The following is a 16,455-nucleotide window of genomic DNA, read 5'->3' on the forward strand; positions in this document are numbered from 1 at the left end:
CCATCGCCGGAGCCTGCACGCAGGAAGCCCCGTGGACGAAAAACACTACCTCTCGCCGCTGTTCGAGCCGCGCAGTGTGGCCATCATCGGCGCCACCGAGCGCGACAACGCACTCGGTGCGATTCTCGTGCGCAACATGCTAGGGGCGGGCTTCAAGGGCGCCCTGCATGCGGTCAACCCGAAATACGACAGCGTTCAGGGCGTGCCCTGCTTCGCGCATATCGGCGACGTACCGGGCAAGGTGGACCTGGCCGTCATCGCGACTCCGGCCGGCAGCGTACCGGGACTGATCGATGAATGCGGGCGTGCCGGCGTCAAAGTCGCCGCCGTACTCTCCGCGGGCTTCGGCGAGAGCGGTACGCTGGGCGCTCAGCTGGAGGAAGACACGGTACACATCGCCCGTCAGTACGGCATGCGTGTGCTGGGGCCGAACAGCCTCGGCGTCGCCCGCCCGCTGCTGGGGCTCAACGCCACCTTCGCCGGCAGCCAGCCGATTGCCGGCTCGATCGGCTTCGTTTCTCAATCCGGCGCCCTGTGCGCGGCAGTGCTCGATTACGCCCGGCCGAACCAGGTTGGCTTCTCGAATGTAATTTCACTAGGGGTTTCGGCCGAACTGGATTTCGGCGAGATCCTCGATTATCTGGTGTGGGATTTCCGCACCGAAGCCATCCTTGTCTACATCGAAGGCATTCGCGATGCACGCCGCTTTCTTAGCGCGATCCGCGCCGCCGCCCGGGCCAAACCGGTGATGGTCCTCAAAGTGGGTCGCCATCCGGTCGGCTCACGCGCAGCTCAGGCGCACACCGGCGCGGTCACGGGCGACGATGCCGTATTCGACGCCGCCCTGCGCCGCTCCGGGGTGATCCGCCTGAACACCCTGACCCAGCTTTTTTCCGGCCTCAAAGGGCTCTTCGTGCACTTCCGGCCGCGCGGCAACCGCCTCGCCATCATTACCAATGGTGGCGGCCCGGGCGTGATGGCCGCCGACCGCGCCGGTGACCTCGGCATCGAACTGGCGCGCCTGGCACCCGATACCATCGCCCATCTGGAAGAGCTGCTACCTTCGCATTCGCGCGTCGACAACCCGATCGACCTGATCGGTGACTCCAGCCCCGAGCGCTATGCCAGCGCACTCCAGACATTGCTGCAGGACGAGCATGTCGACGGTGTGCTGTGCCTGCTCTCACCACTCGCCATGAGTCAGCCCAGTGAAGTGGCGCGCCGCGTGGTGGAACTCGCCAAGGGCTCGGACAAGCCTATCCTCACTTGCTGGCTTGGAGACGATGCCTGCCTTGAAGCCCGCGAGATCTTCCGTCAGGCACGCATCCCTTCGCTGCGCACACCGGAAAGTGCGGTCGACCTGTTCTCCCACATCAGTTCCTACTACCGCAACCAGCAATTGCTGACCCAGGTGCCGGCCCCCCTCGAATACGAAAAAGCCCCGCTGCGCGAACTCGCCCGCAGCATGATCGAGAGCGCACTCAAGGCTCACCGCACCGTACTGCGCCGCCACGAAGCCATCGCCTTGCTGGCCGCCTTCCACATCCCCGTTACCGAGTTACGCGTGGTGCACAGCCCCGCCGAAGGCATCGAAGCGGCCATGCATTTCGGCTTCCCGGTGGATATCAAACCGGATGCAGCGCTCGCGGGCACCCGCCTGCAGCACCTGGCCGGACGCCATAACCTAGCCAGTACCGTCGCCCTGCATTTGGCCTACGAAGAACTCACCAGCCAACTCAAGCAGCAACTCCCCGCAGAACTCGCCGCCGGCATGTGCATTGAGCCAAGCTGGCAGAGCCCTTACACCCGCGAACTGATGCTGCGCGTGTGGCGCGATCCGGTCTTCGGGCCCGTCATCGGGATTGGCGAGCGCAGCCTGGATCCGAACTACTGGCCGGACCGTGCGGTTGGCCTGCCGCCGCTGAACGCCTTCCTCGTGCGCGATCTCCTGCACAGTACCCACGCCGAACGCATGCTCGGCGCACTCGACGGCATGCCTGCAGCCGATCTCGATGCGCTCGAACACACCCTGCTGAGAGTCTCCGACATCATCTGCGAAATGCCCTGGATCCGTTCGCTGGAAATCAACCCGCTGTGCGTGGACGATCGTGGCCTGCAGGTTGCCGACGCGCGCATCGAGATCGGCGAGCTCCCGCGCAGCGCCGGCCGTTACGACCACATGGCGATTCACCCCTACCCGAGCAATCTGATCTATCCATGGCAGCTCAAGGACGGCGCACTAATCACCATCCGCCCGATCAAACCGGAAGACGCGGAGATGAACCAGGCCTTCGTGCGCAAGCTCTCGCCAGAGACCAAATATTTCCGCTTCATGAGCGCCCTGCGCGAGCTTTCACCCTCGCTGCTCGCCAAGCTCACCCAGATCGATTACGACCGCGAACTGGCCTTCATCGCCACCCACATCACAGAGGGCAGCGAAATCCAGATCGGCGTATGCCGCTACACCACCAACCCGGATGGCTTCAGCTGCGAATTCGCCATCGTGGTGGACGACACCTACCAGCACAGCGGCCTGGGCCGCAAGCTCATGGAGGTGCTCGTCACCACAGCCTGGCAGCGCGGCCTGCAAACCATGAAGGGCGAATTCCTTGCCAGCAATGAACGCATGCTGCGCTTTGTGGAACGCATCGGTTTCGTGCTACGCAACGACCCTGAAGACAAAACCATCAAGCACGGCACGCTGGACCTTGCCAAAGCCAATCAGGCCGCCTGACAATCACCCCAGTTTTATGGACTAAAGCCTCATGCCTGCCAGCGCCATTCACGTCATCACCCTCGCCGAAGCCCTGCCCGAGCATTTCCCGGAAGTTGCCCGCACCCTCTCGGGAATGGCGGATCTGTGCCGTCAGGAAGAAGGCTGCCTGCGCTTTGACGTATATGCCGACAGCAAGCGTCCGTTTGCCCTCAACACCATCGAAACCTGGGAGAGCCGCGATGCGCACCAGCGCCATCTGGACTCAGCCCATGTTGCGCGTGGCGTCCTGAGCCTGCTTGGCAAGATGCGCGGCCTACCCGACATCCGCGTGCTTCGCGCCATCAGCGAGCTGGACGAGTGAGCGCTGCCGACTGGCAGGATGGCCGCACCCGCTGCGCCTGGCTTGGCACCTGGGCTGGCGCAGCCGATCCGCTCTATCGTGACTACCACGATCAGGAATGGGGCATCCCCTGCCGCGACGAGCGCCATCTCTTCGAAATGCTCTGCCTCGAAGGCGCCCAGGCAGGCCTCGCCTGGATCACCATCCTCAAAAAACGCGAGGGCTACCGCAACGCCTTTCACGGCTTCGACATCGCTCGGATTGCTGCCATGACCGAGGCCGACATCGAAGCCCTGATGCAGAACGCCCGCATCGTCCGCAACCGCGCCAAGATCACCGCCACCATCGGCAATGCGCGCGCCTGGCTGGCGCTGCGCGAGCGCGAAGGCGATGTCGTAGCCTGGCTGTGGCGCTTTGTCGGTAATCAGCCGCGCGTCAATCACTGGTCAGGCATGAGCGAAATTCCAGCGCGCACGCCTGAATCCGATGCTTTGTCAAAAGCGCTGCTCAAAGCTGGTTTCAAATTCGTTGGCAGCACCATCTGCTACGCCTTCATGCAGGCCACCGGCATGGTCAATGACCACACCACGACCTGCTTCTGCCATCCCGACCAGGCTCGTCCTGGCTGACCTGTTTCCCTTACGAAAGACCTGCCCATGCCCGCACCTCTTGCCCAGGACATCGATTACCACGGCCTGCCCGCCATCCACCTACGCGCGCCCGATGGCGCCGAAGCCATCATCCTGCTGCACGGTGCACATCTCGTATCGTGGAAACCGGCCGGCGGCGAAGAGCGCCTGTACATGTCGGAAAAAGCCCTCTTCGAAGATGGCAAGCCGGTACGCGGTGGCGTGCCAATCTGTTTTCCGCAGTTCGGCAAAACCGGCCCCCTGCCCCAGCACGGCTTCGTGCGTGATCGCTCCTGGGAAAAGGTTTCCGCCCGCGCCGGCGACGACTTCGCCATGGCCGTGCTGCGCCTCACAGATTCGGAAGCCACCCGCGCTCTGTGGCCGCACGCCTTCAAGATCGAATTCAGCGTGGCAATCACGGCCAGCCGGCTCGACATGGAGCTTGAAGTCGAAAATACCGGCGAGGCACCGCTACGCTTTACCACCGCGCTGCACACCTACATCCGCGTGAAAGAAGCCGAAGAGGCTCACCTCGAAGGGCTGCGCGGCCAGCAATACCGTGATCTGCTGACCGGCCAGATGCATTCTGACAGCGGCACCTTCGTGGCCATTGATCGCGAAACCACGCGCCAATACCTCGCCACCGAAAATCCGCTGCTGCTGCGCGACGATCGCCGCGCACTCGGCATCAATGCCGAAAACATGCCCGACACCGTCGTGTGGAACCCCTGGGAAGCCACCTGCGCCACAATCGCAGACCTGCCACCCAGCGCTTTCCGGCGCTTCCTGTGCGTGGAAGCCGGTGCCATCGAAAGCCCGGTCGAACTGCCCGCTGGAGAAGGCTGGTGGGGTCGCCAGAGCCTCGTCGCGATGTAATCGCCCCCTCCTGCAAACGCGGGCTGGCATCCGGCATAGAGCAAGCCCGCGAGTCTGACAGGCGGAATCCGTTCTGGGTATACCCCTAATTTGTCGGATTCCTTCCATGAATCGACTTGACGGCTTAATTCCCGAGGGCTTTGATAGGGTATTTTCACCCTATAAATCAATGAATTGCGAGCTCATAATTATTGTTGCAGCGCACCTTCATAATCCTTTATGCCGGAATCCGAACATTCGATTCGGCTTATGACAGAACACCCACTAGCATTACGGTCAAAGAAGTCAAACAGAACAAAAAGCCCATTCCCGACAGCAAAGAATTGCGGCGAGCGAATCCTCTGAGAGCGGATACGTACGCCAAGCCCTGAAAAGGGCCTCAACAGTTTCAATTCAACTCGGAGGCATCATGTCTGAACGCGACACTATCAATCTCGACTCAGCAGTAGCGCACGCCTGGCGCGGTTTCAAGGGCGGCGAATGGCAAAAACAAATCGAAGTCCGCGACTTCATCCAGAAGAACGTCAAATCCTATGAAGGTGATGACAGCTTCCTGGCCGGCGCCACCCCGCGTACCACCGCGATCTGGGCCAAACTTTCCGAACTCTTCGTGCAGGAACGTGAAAAGGGCGTGCTGGATGTCTCCCAGATCCCGTCCTCGATCACCGCTCACGACGCTGGCTACATCGACAAAGACAACGAAGTCATCGTTGGTCTGCAAACCGAAGCCCCGCTCAAGCGCGCCATTTTCCCGAATGGCGGCTGGCGCATGGTTGAGAACAGCCTGAAGGCCTACAACTTCCCGGTCGACCCGAAAGTTGCCGAGATCTTCACCAAGTACCGCAAGACCCACAACGAAGGCGTGTTCGATGCCTACCCGGCTGACGTGCTGAAGGCCCGTCGCTCGCACATCGTGACCGGTCTGCCTGACGCTTATGGCCGTGGCCGCATCATCGGCGACTATCGCCGCGTGGCCCTGTATGGTGTGGACAAGCTGATCGAAGCCAAGAAGGCCGAAAAGCGTTCCATCGACGGCGCCCACTCCACCGACGCGATCATCCGCGACCGTGAAGAACTCTCCGAACAACTCAAGGCCCTGACCGAACTGAAGGTGATGGCTGCCAAGTACGGTTTCGATCTATCCAAGCCCGCCGCAACCGCCAAGGAAGCCGTTCAGTGGCTGTACTTCGGTTACCTCGCTGCGGTGAAGGAACAGAACGGTGCCGCCATGTCGCTGGGCCGCACCTCCACCTTCCTGGACGCCTACTTCGAGCGTGATCTGGCCGAAGGCACCCTGACCGAATCCCAGTCGCAGGAAATCATCGACGACTTCGTCATCAAGCTGCGTATCGTCCGCTTCCTGCGCACCCCGGAATACGACGCTCTGTTCTCCGGCGACCCGACCTGGGTGACCGAATCCCTCGGCGGCGTCTCCGAAGATGGCCGTCCGCTGGTCACCAAGACCTCCTTCCGCTACCTGAACACGCTCTACACCCTGGGCCCGGCACCGGAACCCAACATGACCGTGTTCTGGACGCCGAAGCTGCCGGAAGGCTTCAAGAAGTTCTGTGCCAAGGTTTCGATCGACACCTCCTCGATCCAGTACGAATCGGACGAGCTGATGCGTCCGGCCTGGGGTGACGACACCGCCATCGCCTGCTGTGTGTCCGCCATGCGCGTGGGCAAGCAGATGCAACTCTTCGGCGCTCGTGTGAACCTCGCCAAGTGCATGCTCTACGCCATCAACGGTGGCCGTGATGAAATGACCGGTGATCAGGTCATGCCGGCTTTCGAACCGGTCAAGGGCGATGTGCTGGACTTCGACGCCGTGATGAAGAACTACGACATCGCGATGGAATGGCTGGCCAAAACCTATGTGAATGCGATGAACTGCATCCACTACATGCACGACAAGTACGCCTACGAGCGTATCGAGATGGCACTGCATGATTACAACCCGCTGCGCACCATGGCGTTCGGTATCGCCGGTCTGTCCGTAGTAGCTGACTCGCTGTCGGCCATCAAGAACGCCAAGGTCAAGGTGGTGCGTGATGAAACCGGTCTGGTGACCGACTACATCACCGAAGGCGACTTCCCGAAGTTCGGCAACAACGACGACGCCGTCGACCAGTACGCAACCTGGCTGGCCGAGACCTTCATGAACAAGCTGCGCAAGCACAGCACCTACCGTGATGCGCTGCACACCCAGTCGGTCCTGACCATCACCTCCAACGTGGTGTATGGCAAGAGCACGGGCAACACGCCGGACGGCCGCCGTCTGGGCGAACCGTTCGCACCGGGCGCAAACCCGATGCATGGCCGCGACAAGCTGGGCTTCGTGGCCTCAGCCATGTCGGTTGCCAAGATTCCGTACGAACACTGTCAGGACGGCATCTCGATGACCTCCTCGATCGTGCCGAGCGGTCTGGGTTCCACCCGTGCCGATCAGGTTGCCAACCTAGCCCGTTCGCTGGATGGCTTCTTCGGCGTCACCGGTTTCCACGTCAATATCAACGTGCTCAACCGCGACATGCTGGTCGACGCCATGGAGCATCCGGAACAGTATCCGCAGCTGACCATCCGGGTTTCGGGTTACGCGGTGAACTTCATCAAGCTCACCAAGGAACAGCAGCTCGATGTGATCAACCGTACTTTCCACGGCGAAGTTTGATCTGCACATGACAGCGGGGTTTGATCGAACCCCGTAGGCGGAGTATCAAACTTCCGTCACAATCAAGTCTCGGCACTGCGGAAGCGGTGTCGGGACTTTTTTTTCCGGACTCCCGACTGATGAGTACTGAACACAAGATCGAACGCCCGCTCAAAGGCAGCCGTTTCGAGTTGCGCGCCCTCGACAGCAACATGGACGACGCCGATGCCGAGCGCCTTGCCCAGGAGGGGCGCTGGGGCTTCCTGCATTCAGAAGAAACCGGTTCGGCCGTGGACGGCCCTGGCATGCGCGTAGTGTTCTGGACCACTGGCTGCGAATTTCGATGCACCTACTGCCACAACCCGGACACCTGGAAACTGAAGCACGGCCAGGTCGTCTGCGCGGATGACATTCTCGACGAGTTGAAGAAGTACAAGGACTACCTGCGCTTCTCGGGCGGCGGCCTCACCATCTCCGGCGGCGAGCCCCTGGTCCAAGCGCCCTTCGTGATGAACATCATCCGCGGTGCTCGCGAGATGGGCATCCACACCTGTCTCGATACCAACGGCTACCTCGGTGATCGCCTCAGCGATGCCGACCTTTCCCAGATTGATCTGTTCCTGCTGGACCTCAAGAGCTGGGATCCGGAGACCCACCTCAAGGTCACCGCCAAGCAAGTCGAACCGGTGCTCAATTTTGCCCGCCGCCTCGCCGCACGCGGCCGCCCGATGTGGGTGCGCTTCGTCCTCGTGCCGGGCCACACCGATGCGCCGGACAACATCAAGGGCGTGGCCGCATTTGCCGCGTCACTGGGCAATGTGGAGCGCGTGGACGTGCTGCCCTTCCATCAGTTGGGCCGCTTCAAGTGGGAACAGCTCGGCATGAAGTACGAGCTGACCGACACGCCGACGCCCAAGCCCGAAGAGACCGAAGCCGTCAAGGCCGTCTTCCGCGCCTACGGACTCAACTGTCCGAGCTGACCGATTTTTCTTTCTGCTTCATCTGCAATGTCTCACACCGCTCAACAACTTCTCGATCTTGCTGCGCCTCATGCAGCCCGCTCGGTTCGCCTTGCCCGCCAGTATCTTGGCAAAGCCGCCAGCATTGATACCCAGGCCCTGCGCTGGCGTCGCATCTCCACCACGCTCGCCGCCATCGCACCGATCCTGCTGCTGGCAGTGATCACTGGCTCGCTGATCCAGACCAACTCGGCCCTGGTTGAAACCCTCTGGGAATTCACCGCTGGTGCCATGCTGCTGGCTGGGGTCGGCATTGCCATCGCCGATTCACGTGGTTTTTTCCTGCGCAGTATCAACGCTGACACCCCCCTTCTGCTTGAAGAGGTTCATCAAGTCGAAGAGGCTTCAGAACTTGCGCGCGCTTGGCACGCCGTGGTCACGCAGGAGCAACGCCCGCTACGCCAATTTGATCTGGAAATCATGTGGGCGCTTTCTGCCCATGAGCGAGGCGACCAGGCACAGGACGCAGCCGCGCATCACTGAGACGCGGCTCCGGCTGGCGCTATCTCAGCTCCTGCGCATCAAGGTGGATTTGCCGAACAGGCTTTCGATCAGATCCACCGCCAGATCCGCCGTCTTGTTGCGCACATCCAGCGCCGGGTTCAGCTCCACCACGTCCAGTGAAGCGAGCCGCCCGGTATCTGCGATCATTTCCATGCACAACTGAGCTTCGCGGTAAGTCGGCCCGCCCGGCACCAAAGTCCCCACACCCGGCGCAATCTCCGGGTCAAGGAAGTCCACATCGAAACTCACATGCAGATGGGTGTTGTCGTCCAAGCCCAGCAGCGCCTGCTCCATGGTGTGGCGCATGCCGTTCTCGTCAATGAAGCGCATGTCGAACACATCCAGCCCCATCTCGTGCACGAAGCGCTTCTCCCCCTGATCCACCGAACGGATACCGATCTGGTAGATATTCCAGGGCTCGATGGCCGGCACCTGATCCGACATCGAAACCAGTTCAGCCGGGCCGTGGCCGCACAGGCAGGCCACCGGCATGCCGTGCAGATTGCCGCTCGGCGTGATGGTGGAGGTGTTGAAATCAGCATGCGCATCCAGCCACAGCACCCGCAGCTTCTTGCCCACAGCCCGGCAGTGGCGCGCCACGGCGCTAATCGAGCCGACCGCCAGCGAATGGTCACCGCCCAGCAGGATAGGCAATTGCCCAGCCTGCAGCGCAGCCAGCATCGCGTCGTGTACTGCACGATTCCACTCGATCACCTCAGCCAGATGCCGGTAGCCCGCCACCGGCGGTAACCAAGGATTGGTCGGCCCGGCTAGATTGCCGTGATCTTCAACGCTCAATCCATGGCTTTCCAGGATCGGCTTGATGTCCGCCACACGCAGGGCTTCTGGCCCCATCGAGGCACCACGGGCTCCCGCACCGATATCGGTCGGCGCACCGATCAGGACTATGCTCTGCGTCATTTGCGCAAGCCCTCCAGCAAACGGAAACAGTGCGCACCGATCCAGGCTCCCGCCAGCAAGCCCATGCCCATGCCCCCCACCACGAAAGCTGCCTTGAAACCGCTGGCCAACGTCGTCGATACCAGTGTCACCGGCGCATTCGCACCGGCAAATGAAATATCCATCGCCCCACCGATGGTCTGGAACATCAGCACCCCTGGCATCATCGGCACAGCACCGGCAAAGGCCACGGCCGCAAACGGAATACGCATCGACGACACCCAGCGGATCGCCATGAAGCCAATGGCCAGGCAGGCAAACAGGGTCGCAATCTCGATTTGCATGCCCTGCTTCAGGCACAGGAAGCGCACCCCATGCCCCACCATGCCGCACAGGATGGAAGTCCACAAGACGCGCCAGGGTGCATTGTAGAAAGCACCGAAGCCGCACGCGGCCACACCGGCAAGCAGCACGTCCTGCCACAACGGAATGGGCGCTAGCACGATGCCTTTATAGATTGGCACGGTGGTCATCCCCAGGGTGATCCAGCCGCCAAGGAAAATGCCCATCGCCGCAGCCACCAGAATGCCAGCCGCCAGGCCCAGGCGCGGAATGCCGGTCTGCATATTGTTCTCGATCATGTCGTAGAGACCATTGATCAGATGCGGCCCCGGCACCAGCATCAGCGCCGGCACGATCAGGCAGATGCCGGGGGTTTCGGTCCAGCCCAACTGGATCACCAGCCCTCCCATCAAGGAGCCGATCAGCGCCGCCACGAACGGCAACGCGAAGAGCACCGGATGGTGCTTATGCATTTCCTGGCGCACCAGCATGCCCACTGCAGAAGACAGTGCAATCACCGCCATTCCGCCCCAGTCCGCCGACAGCAGCCAGGCCAGCGCACCGGCGGCAAGGCCGAACATCACGGACAGAGTCCAGCGATCATGCCGCCCGGCGGTCTTCTCCACCTCATCAAGAATGCGGATCGCTTCGGGCAGACTCAGCTTGCCGGCACACACTTTATCGATGGTGAGATTCACCTGGGCACTCACCGCTACGTTGATGCGGAACTCCGGTGCCTGAGCATGTACGGTTACCCCATCAGGCGCAAACACCGTTACCGTGCGGTAGCCAATATGCACTTGCAGCGGCAGCCACAGGGCCATGCCGATTTCCTCGATACGCTCACGCAGGGAGGCAGTGCGCATGTTGTATTGCAGCAGCAGACGCGCCACACGCTGGATGAAGCGCAGTTCGTCCGATTCCAGGCCAGGTTTGGCCTCTGCGTCAGAAGCAGGGGTAATGAAAGAGTCGCTCATTGTTTTCGATGTTTTTGGGGGTACTTCACGCAGAAAGAAGCTGGCGGATGGAAATGGGGCGGCCAACGCGGCCCGATGCTAAAATCCGCACTCCTTCAAGCAATCTCCGGGCCGCAAGCCTGACTCCAGATGCGCCACCCAGCCAGTCGCGGCCCGATGCTACCCGTGTTTTATATCAATCGGCACGCGGAGCCACGCTCTTGAAGACCTGGATCAAACGCATACTGGGTCTGACCATTAGCCTCGCCTTGCTGGCTTGGGTGCTGGCGGGTGCGCGCTGGCAGGATCTGGGCACCGCCCTGGCGCAGATCAGGGGGCTGGATATTGCTTTGGCCGTTGCCGCTTTCGCAGCCAGCTATCTATTACGCGCAGCCCGCGTGCATGACGAGTTTGCGGAAGAAACCGGCGCACGTTTCGCAGCAATTCTGCGCCTCACACTCCTGCATAACGCCTCCATCAACATCCTGCCCTTCCGCAGTGGAGAGGCCACCTTCCCGATCCTGCTTTCCCGCTGGTTCGGCGTACCGACCACCCGCGCCATCGTCGCGCTGCTGTGGCTGCGCATCCAGGATGCCTTCGTGGTGCTGGCGCTGGCGGCCTTCATCTGGCCAGACCTGCACCCGGCGCTACGCGCGCTGTGGATCGCCGCCGTGGTCTTCGCCGCTTGGCTGATCCCGGCCTGGGCTGCACGCCACCCCGAAATCGAAGCCAAGGCCGGGAAGCTCGCCAGCACCGTGCATCGAGTACGCACAGCACTGGCCGAGTCCACCCGCCATCACGGCCGCGGCTGGCTGTGGACCCTGGCCAACTGGTCCGTAAAGCTGGCCGCGCAAGCCTGGCTGCTCGCCGCGCTGGTACAGGCCGGCCTGCTCACCGGGCTGGCCGGCGCGCTGGGCGTGGAGCTCGCCGCCATCTTGCCGATCCAAGGCGTGGCAGGCTTCGGCACCTACGAAGCCGGTGGCGCAGCCCTGCTCGCCCCGCACGGCATTCCCTTCGCCGCCGGCCTGAATGCCGCGCTGGTTCTGCACCTTTTCGTGATCGCCTGCTCGCTGGCAGCCGGCGCCTTGGCCCTGGCCCTCCTGCCCGCTTCAACAGCCGCCGCCGATCCTCAAACCGATTCAAAACCCGAGACCTCCGCACCATGAGCGAAATCCAGATTCCGGCCCACACCCTGTCCATCGTGATCCCGATGTACAACGAGGCCGACAACGTCGAGCCGATGATCACCCGCGTGCATGAAGGCCTCGCGGGCTATGCCCATCCCTGGGAACTGATCCTCGTTGATGACGGCAGCTCGGACGCCACGCCTGCCGAACTGCGCCGAGTCGGCGCCAAGTTCGGCCCGCATGTGCGCACTGTCGAGCTGATGCGCAATTTCCGCCAGACCGCCGCCATGCAGGCTGGCATCGACGCCGCGCGCGGCTCGGTGATCGTCACCCTCGATGGCGACCTGCAGAACGATCCGGCGGATATCCCGCGCATGGTCGGCCGCCTCCTGAACGAAGATCTGGACATGGTTGCCGGCTGGCGCAAGAACCGCAAGGACGGCCTCTTCCTGCGCAAGATCCCCTCGCGCATCGCCAATCGGCTGATCGCTCGCATCACCGGCGTCACCCTGAATGACTACGGCTGCAGCCTCAAAGCCTTCCGCGCCGACGTGCTCAAGCATGTGCGCCTCTACGGCGAGATGCACCGTTTCATCCCGGCCTGGCTGGCCACCGTCACCACGCCGCGCCGCATCGCCGAAGAAGTCGTCAATCACCACGCCCGCATCCACGGCGAATCCAAGTACGGCATCTCGCGTACCTTCCGCGTGATCCTCGATCTGATCTCGGTGTATTTCTTCATGCGCTTCCGTGCCCGCCCCGGTCACTTCTTCGGCGGCGCCGGCCTGATCCTCGGCGGCATCGGCAGCCTGATCCTCACCTACATGGCCTTCCTCAAGTTCGTCGGCCATGAAAACATCGGCACCCGCCCGCTGCTGATGGTCGGCTTCTTCTCGATCATCATGGCCGTGCAGTTCATCCTCTCCGGCATCCTCGGTGAAACGCTCGCGCGCATCTACTTCGAGTCCGGTGCCGGCAAGCTCTATCAGGTGCGCAACCCGGACAATCTGACGGCCGACGAAGCCTGGCACAAGGGCTGAACCACGCGATGCAAGTTTCCGGCAATACCCCTTCGGGCTCGGCACGCTGGCTTCTGTTCCTGCTGCCCGCCGTCCTGTTCCTGATGAACCTGGGCGGCGCGCCGCTCTTCGACGTGGACGAAGGCGCCTTCTCGGAAGCCACGCGCGAGATGTTCGTGCGCCACGATTTCCTGTCGACCTGGCTCAATGGCGCGCCACGCTTTGACAAGCCGATCCTGATCTACTGGTGTCAGGCCGTCTTCGTATGGCTGTTCGGCCCGAACGAGTGGAGCTTCCGCCTGCCCTCAGCGCTGGCTGCTTCGGCCTGGTGCTATGCGGTGGGCCTCTTTGCCTGGCAGCGCTTTGGCCGTGCCGCCGGCGTGCTGGCCTGCGGCATCGCCGCGACCAGCCTGGGCGTGCATGTGATCGGCCGTGCCGCCACGGCGGATGCGCTGCTGAACATGCTGCTTGCGCTGGCCTTGCTGGATGGCTGGCGTCACCTCGAATCCGGCCAGCGCACACCGCTCTTGCGCAGCTATCTGTGGATCGGCCTCGGCGTACTCACCAAAGGCCCGATCGCCCTGCTCGTGCCGGGCGCCACCACGTTGATCTACTGCCTCACCGCCGGGCGCTTCCGCGACTGGCTGCGCAGCGTGTTCAATCCGGCCGGCTGGGCAATTCTGCTCGCCGTGACGGTGCCCTGGTATGCCGCCGCGCTCGCCATCCATGGTCAGGATTTCATCAACGGCTTCATCCTCAAGCACAACGTGGAGCGCTTCTCCGGCTCGATGGAAGGGCACTCCGGCAGCCTGTTCTATTACGTGCTAATGATCCCGGTACTGCTGCTGCCTTGGCTCAGCTGGCTGATTGCGTCGGTGCGCCGCATTCCGGGCGACTGGAAAGAGCCGTTGCCACGCTTCCTGTGGATCTGGTTCATCTTCGTCACCGCCTTCTTCTCGCTCTCCGGCACCAAGCTGCCGCACTACGCGCTGTACGGCTGCACGCCGCTCTTCGTGCTGCTGGCCCTGCATCGCGAGCGCGTAAAGTCGGTCTTCCTCGGCGCCCTGCCCTTGTTGCTGCTGATGCTGTTCTTCATTGCCATGCCGAGCCTGCTCGCACTGAGCGCCAATGCTGGCTGGGTCAAGGATAGCTATTACCTCGCACAGGTCTCACGCTTCGCCGAGGCGATCCCTGCGGCCTACTACCCACTCGCCGCACTGGCTCTGCTCGGCAGTGCCGCCGCCTTGCGCCTGCCCTTCGACCCGGCCCGCCGTGTGCTGGTCATCGCTTGCCTCAACACCCTGCTGCTGGCACTGGCCATCGCGCCCTTCATGGGTGACGTGCTGCAGGGGCCGGTAAAGCGGGCCGGCTTCGTCGCGCGCCAGTACGACGAACCAACCGTGCTGTGGAATTTCCATGCGCCAAGCTTCTCGGTCTACAGCCAGCGCGTAACACCTACGGTACAAGCCCAGCCAGGCCAGATCGCACTGACCCGCACGGACCGCTTGCCGGCCGACGCAAAGGTCGAGGAGCTGTATCGCGAAGGCGGCGTAGTGCTGGTGCGGGTGAAGTAATGGAAGACTGGACCCGCATCCGCTTCGCCAGCGAGGAAGCTCGCCCCAGCACACGTCTGGCCCAGGCATGGTTGCTGTTGCTCCTGCTGGCGCTGCTGACCGCCTACCGCTTGTGGATCATCCCGCGCCTGGGCGTGACGCTCTACATCGACGAAGCGCAGTACTGGACCTGGGCCCAACATCTGGACTGGGGCTATTTCTCCAAGCCACCGTTGGTGGCCTGGCTGATCGCGGCCAGCACCGCCGTGTTCGGCGATGGCCTGCTGGCGGTGAAACTGCCCTCGCTACTGCTCTATCCAGCCACTGCTTGGCTGATGTTCCGCCTCGGTGAAAAGCTCTTCGACGCACGCATCGGCTTCCGTACCGGTCTCGCCTTTGCACTGATCCCGATCGTCTCGGCGCTGGGGCTGGCCGTATCCACCGATGCGCCGCTGCTGTTCTGCTGGGCCGCTGCGATGCTGTGCCTGCTGCATGCCATCGAACGCGACCGCCTGCGCGACTGGCTGCTGCTGGGCGCCGTGGTTGGCCTGGGAATGATGGCCAAATACACCATGGCAGCCTTTGCAGCCTCGGCCACGCTGTATCTCCTGGGCGACGCCAAACGCCGCCGCGTGTTCGCTCATCCCGGCCTGTGGGCCGCGATCGTACTGGCCAGCCTGATCGTACTGCCAAACATCGTGTGGAACTGGGCCAATGATTTCCCCACCCTGCGCCACACGGCCGACATCACCCACGTCAGCGCAAATGACAAGAGTGGCAACCTGGGGGAGTTCCTGCTCGCCCAGATCGGCTCGCTGGGCCCTGGCTTCGCCTTCGCCTTCATCGGTGGCCTGCTGCTGGCCCTGCGCAAGTGGCGCGATCCACGTTATCAGTTCGTGCTGGCTTTCTCGCTGCCGCTGCTGGGCCTCGTATTCCTGCAGGCACTACGCTCCGAAGCGAATGGCAACTGGGCGGCTCCGGCCCTGCTGACGGCACTTCTGCTCAGCGTGAAGTGGCTCGCGCGCCTCAAGAACCGCTGGTGGGTAGGGGCTATGGCGCTCAACATCATCCTGATGCTGGGCGCTTATCACCTGAGCGATTACTTCGCCCTGCGTGGCCAACCGCAGCCCGCAAAGCTCGATCCGATCAAGCGTGCGAAGGGCTGGGACACCCTGGCCACACAGGTCCGCCCGCTGCTCGCCGCGCATCCGGGGGCACTGCTGCTGGCTGAAGACCGCACAATGATGGCGCACCTGCTTTATGAGTTGCGCGACCTGAAACCCGAGCATGCTGCCTGGGCGCCACTACCGCATCCGGCAGATCACTACCAGCTCAGCGTGCCGCTACGCGACGAGCCGAGCAGCCGCCCTATGCTGCTGGTCACGCGCAACGACAACTCTTCGGTGGCCAGCCGCTTTGCGCGCAGCGAACAGATTGCGCGCATCGTGGTGGAAGTAGAGCCAGGACTCAAACGCGAAGCCAGCGTGCTGCTGCTCGAAGGCTTTCGCGGCTACAAATAGCAGCCGGATAACGGACAAAGAAAAAGGGCCTTACGGCCCTTTTTCTTTGTCCAGACGCTGCTGCCTCACTGACGCACGTAGGTGATTTCCTTCGTGCCGCCCTCGCAAGCGCCTACTACCTTGGCCTCGCCACCCTTGCCCTTTTCCACGATCTCCAGCGTGAAGCTCTTCACACCGTGGCTCTGAATCCTGGCTTCGATCTCGCCCTTGAGTTCTGCACAATCTTTCGCTGCAAAAGCCGGCAGCGCCAGCATAGTCAGCAGTACGGCAGCCATGACCTGTTTCATGCATTTCCCCTTATTGA

General features: G+C 62.4%; 14 protein-coding genes. 11 read left to right on the plus strand and 3 right to left on the minus strand.

Features of this window, described 5'->3' with window-relative positions:
• Positions 1–31 precede the first annotated feature (31 nt).
• From C0V76_RS13045 to C0V76_RS13075, 7 genes are all read left to right on the plus strand, one after another.
• Positions 32–2,734, plus strand: a complete 2,703-nt coding sequence (locus C0V76_RS13045; protein ID WP_101942926.1) for a bifunctional acetyl coenzyme A synthetase (ADP forming), alpha domain/GNAT family N-acetyltransferase — start codon at positions 32–34, stop codon at positions 2,732–2,734.
• 31 nt (positions 2,735–2,765) lie between these two features.
• A complete protein-coding gene (locus C0V76_RS13050) occupies positions 2,766–3,077 on the plus strand; it encodes a putative quinol monooxygenase (RefSeq protein ID WP_101942928.1) in 312 nt (103 codons plus the stop codon).
• Positions 3,074–3,685, plus strand: coding sequence for a DNA-3-methyladenine glycosylase I (locus C0V76_RS13055; protein ID WP_101942930.1), 612 nt, complete (start codon positions 3,074–3,076; stop codon positions 3,683–3,685). The genes C0V76_RS13050 and C0V76_RS13055 overlap by 4 nt, the downstream gene beginning before the upstream one ends.
• A gap of 27 nt (positions 3,686–3,712) precedes the next feature.
• Entirely contained in the window at positions 3,713–4,561 is an 849-nt protein-coding gene (locus C0V76_RS13060; RefSeq protein WP_101942932.1) for a D-hexose-6-phosphate mutarotase, read from the plus strand.
• A 409-nt stretch (positions 4,562–4,970) separates the two neighbouring features.
• The gene (gene pflB, locus C0V76_RS13065) at positions 4,971–7,232 is read left to right on the plus strand and encodes a formate C-acetyltransferase (protein WP_101942934.1); all 2,262 of its coding nucleotides are present in this window, start codon (positions 4,971–4,973) and stop codon (positions 7,230–7,232) included.
• A 119-nt stretch (positions 7,233–7,351) separates the two neighbouring features.
• Entirely contained in the window at positions 7,352–8,191 is an 840-nt protein-coding gene (gene pflA, locus C0V76_RS13070) for a pyruvate formate-lyase-activating protein (protein ID WP_173894000.1), read from the plus strand.
• A 27-nt stretch (positions 8,192–8,218) separates the two neighbouring features.
• A complete protein-coding gene (locus tag C0V76_RS13075) occupies positions 8,219–8,713 on the plus strand; it encodes a hypothetical protein (RefSeq protein WP_101942936.1) in 495 nt (164 codons plus the stop codon).
• A gap of 24 nt (positions 8,714–8,737) precedes the next feature.
• Here C0V76_RS13075 and rocF read toward each other — a convergent pair whose 3' ends face one another.
• Together rocF and C0V76_RS13085 are read right to left on the minus strand one after the other, a co-directional pair.
• Positions 8,738–9,655 (minus strand): arginase, encoded by a 918-nt coding sequence (gene rocF / locus C0V76_RS13080; RefSeq protein WP_101942937.1) that lies wholly within the window; start codon positions 9,653–9,655, stop codon positions 8,738–8,740.
• Entirely contained in the window at positions 9,652–10,953 is a 1,302-nt protein-coding gene (locus C0V76_RS13085; protein ID WP_101942939.1) for a threonine/serine exporter ThrE family protein, read from the minus strand. The genes rocF and C0V76_RS13085 overlap by 4 nt, the downstream gene beginning before the upstream one ends.
• Positions 10,954–11,153: 200 nt before the next feature.
• On the opposite strand from C0V76_RS13085, the gene C0V76_RS13090 reads away from it, so the two are divergent.
• The 4 genes from C0V76_RS13090 to C0V76_RS13105 are packed head-to-tail and all read left to right on the plus strand — an operon-like array spanning position 11,154 to position 16,151.
• A complete protein-coding gene (locus C0V76_RS13090) occupies positions 11,154–12,098 on the plus strand; it encodes a lysylphosphatidylglycerol synthase transmembrane domain-containing protein (protein WP_101942940.1) in 945 nt (314 codons plus the stop codon).
• The gene (locus C0V76_RS13095) at positions 12,095–13,099 is read left to right on the plus strand and encodes a glycosyltransferase family 2 protein (RefSeq protein WP_101942942.1); all 1,005 of its coding nucleotides are present in this window, start codon (positions 12,095–12,097) and stop codon (positions 13,097–13,099) included. The genes C0V76_RS13090 and C0V76_RS13095 overlap by 4 nt, the downstream gene beginning before the upstream one ends.
• An 8-nt stretch (positions 13,100–13,107) precedes the next feature.
• Positions 13,108–14,652: a glycosyltransferase family 39 protein gene (locus tag C0V76_RS13100; RefSeq protein ID WP_101942943.1), complete on the plus strand. Its 1,545-nt coding sequence runs from the start codon at positions 13,108–13,110 to the stop codon at positions 14,650–14,652.
• Positions 14,652–16,151 carry a glycosyltransferase family 39 protein gene (locus tag C0V76_RS13105; RefSeq protein ID WP_101942945.1) on the plus strand — a complete coding sequence of 500 codons (1,500 nt, stop codon included), beginning with the start codon at positions 14,652–14,654 and terminating at the stop codon, positions 16,149–16,151. Before C0V76_RS13100 ends, C0V76_RS13105 begins: the two co-directional genes overlap by 1 nt.
• A gap of 65 nt (positions 16,152–16,216) precedes the next feature.
• Here the strand turns inward: C0V76_RS13105 and C0V76_RS13110 are convergent, their stop codons facing one another.
• The gene (locus C0V76_RS13110; protein ID WP_101942946.1) at positions 16,217–16,438 is read right to left on the minus strand and encodes a DUF1161 domain-containing protein; all 222 of its coding nucleotides are present in this window, start codon (positions 16,436–16,438) and stop codon (positions 16,217–16,219) included.
• Between the last annotated feature and the right edge of the window lie 17 nt (positions 16,439–16,455).

This window comes from Uliginosibacterium sp. TH139, from assembly GCF_002855595.1.
In the GTDB taxonomy this organism is placed as follows: domain Bacteria; phylum Pseudomonadota; class Gammaproteobacteria; order Burkholderiales; family Rhodocyclaceae; genus Uliginosibacterium; species Uliginosibacterium aquaticum.

What these genes read in the sequence shown, in the direction of transcription:
- C0V76_RS13050 (WP_101942928.1), top strand. Translation starts at nt 2,766, where the DNA reads ATGCCTGCCAGCGCCATTCACGTCATCACCCTCGCCGAAGCCCTGCCC.
- C0V76_RS13060 (WP_101942932.1), top strand. Translation starts at nt 3,713, where the DNA reads ATGCCCGCACCTCTTGCCCAGGACATCGATTACCACGGCCTGCCCGCC.
- pflB (WP_101942934.1), top strand. Translation starts at nt 4,971, where the DNA reads ATGTCTGAACGCGACACTATCAATCTCGACTCAGCAGTAGCGCACGCC.
- pflA (WP_173894000.1), top strand. Translation starts at nt 7,352, where the DNA reads ATGAGTACTGAACACAAGATCGAACGCCCGCTCAAAGGCAGCCGTTTC.
- C0V76_RS13075 (WP_101942936.1), top strand. Translation starts at nt 8,219, where the DNA reads ATGTCTCACACCGCTCAACAACTTCTCGATCTTGCTGCGCCTCATGCA.
- rocF (WP_101942937.1), bottom strand. Translation starts at nt 9,655, where the DNA reads ATGACGCAGAGCATAGTCCTGATCGGTGCGCCGACCGATATCGGTGCG.
- C0V76_RS13085 (WP_101942939.1), bottom strand. Translation starts at nt 10,953, where the DNA reads ATGAGCGACTCTTTCATTACCCCTGCTTCTGACGCAGAGGCCAAACCT.
- C0V76_RS13095 (WP_101942942.1), top strand. Translation starts at nt 12,095, where the DNA reads ATGAGCGAAATCCAGATTCCGGCCCACACCCTGTCCATCGTGATCCCG.
- C0V76_RS13100 (WP_101942943.1), top strand. Translation starts at nt 13,108, where the DNA reads ATGCAAGTTTCCGGCAATACCCCTTCGGGCTCGGCACGCTGGCTTCTG.
- C0V76_RS13105 (WP_101942945.1), top strand. Translation starts at nt 14,652, where the DNA reads ATGGAAGACTGGACCCGCATCCGCTTCGCCAGCGAGGAAGCTCGCCCC.
- C0V76_RS13110 (WP_101942946.1), bottom strand. Translation starts at nt 16,438, where the DNA reads ATGAAACAGGTCATGGCTGCCGTACTGCTGACTATGCTGGCGCTGCCG.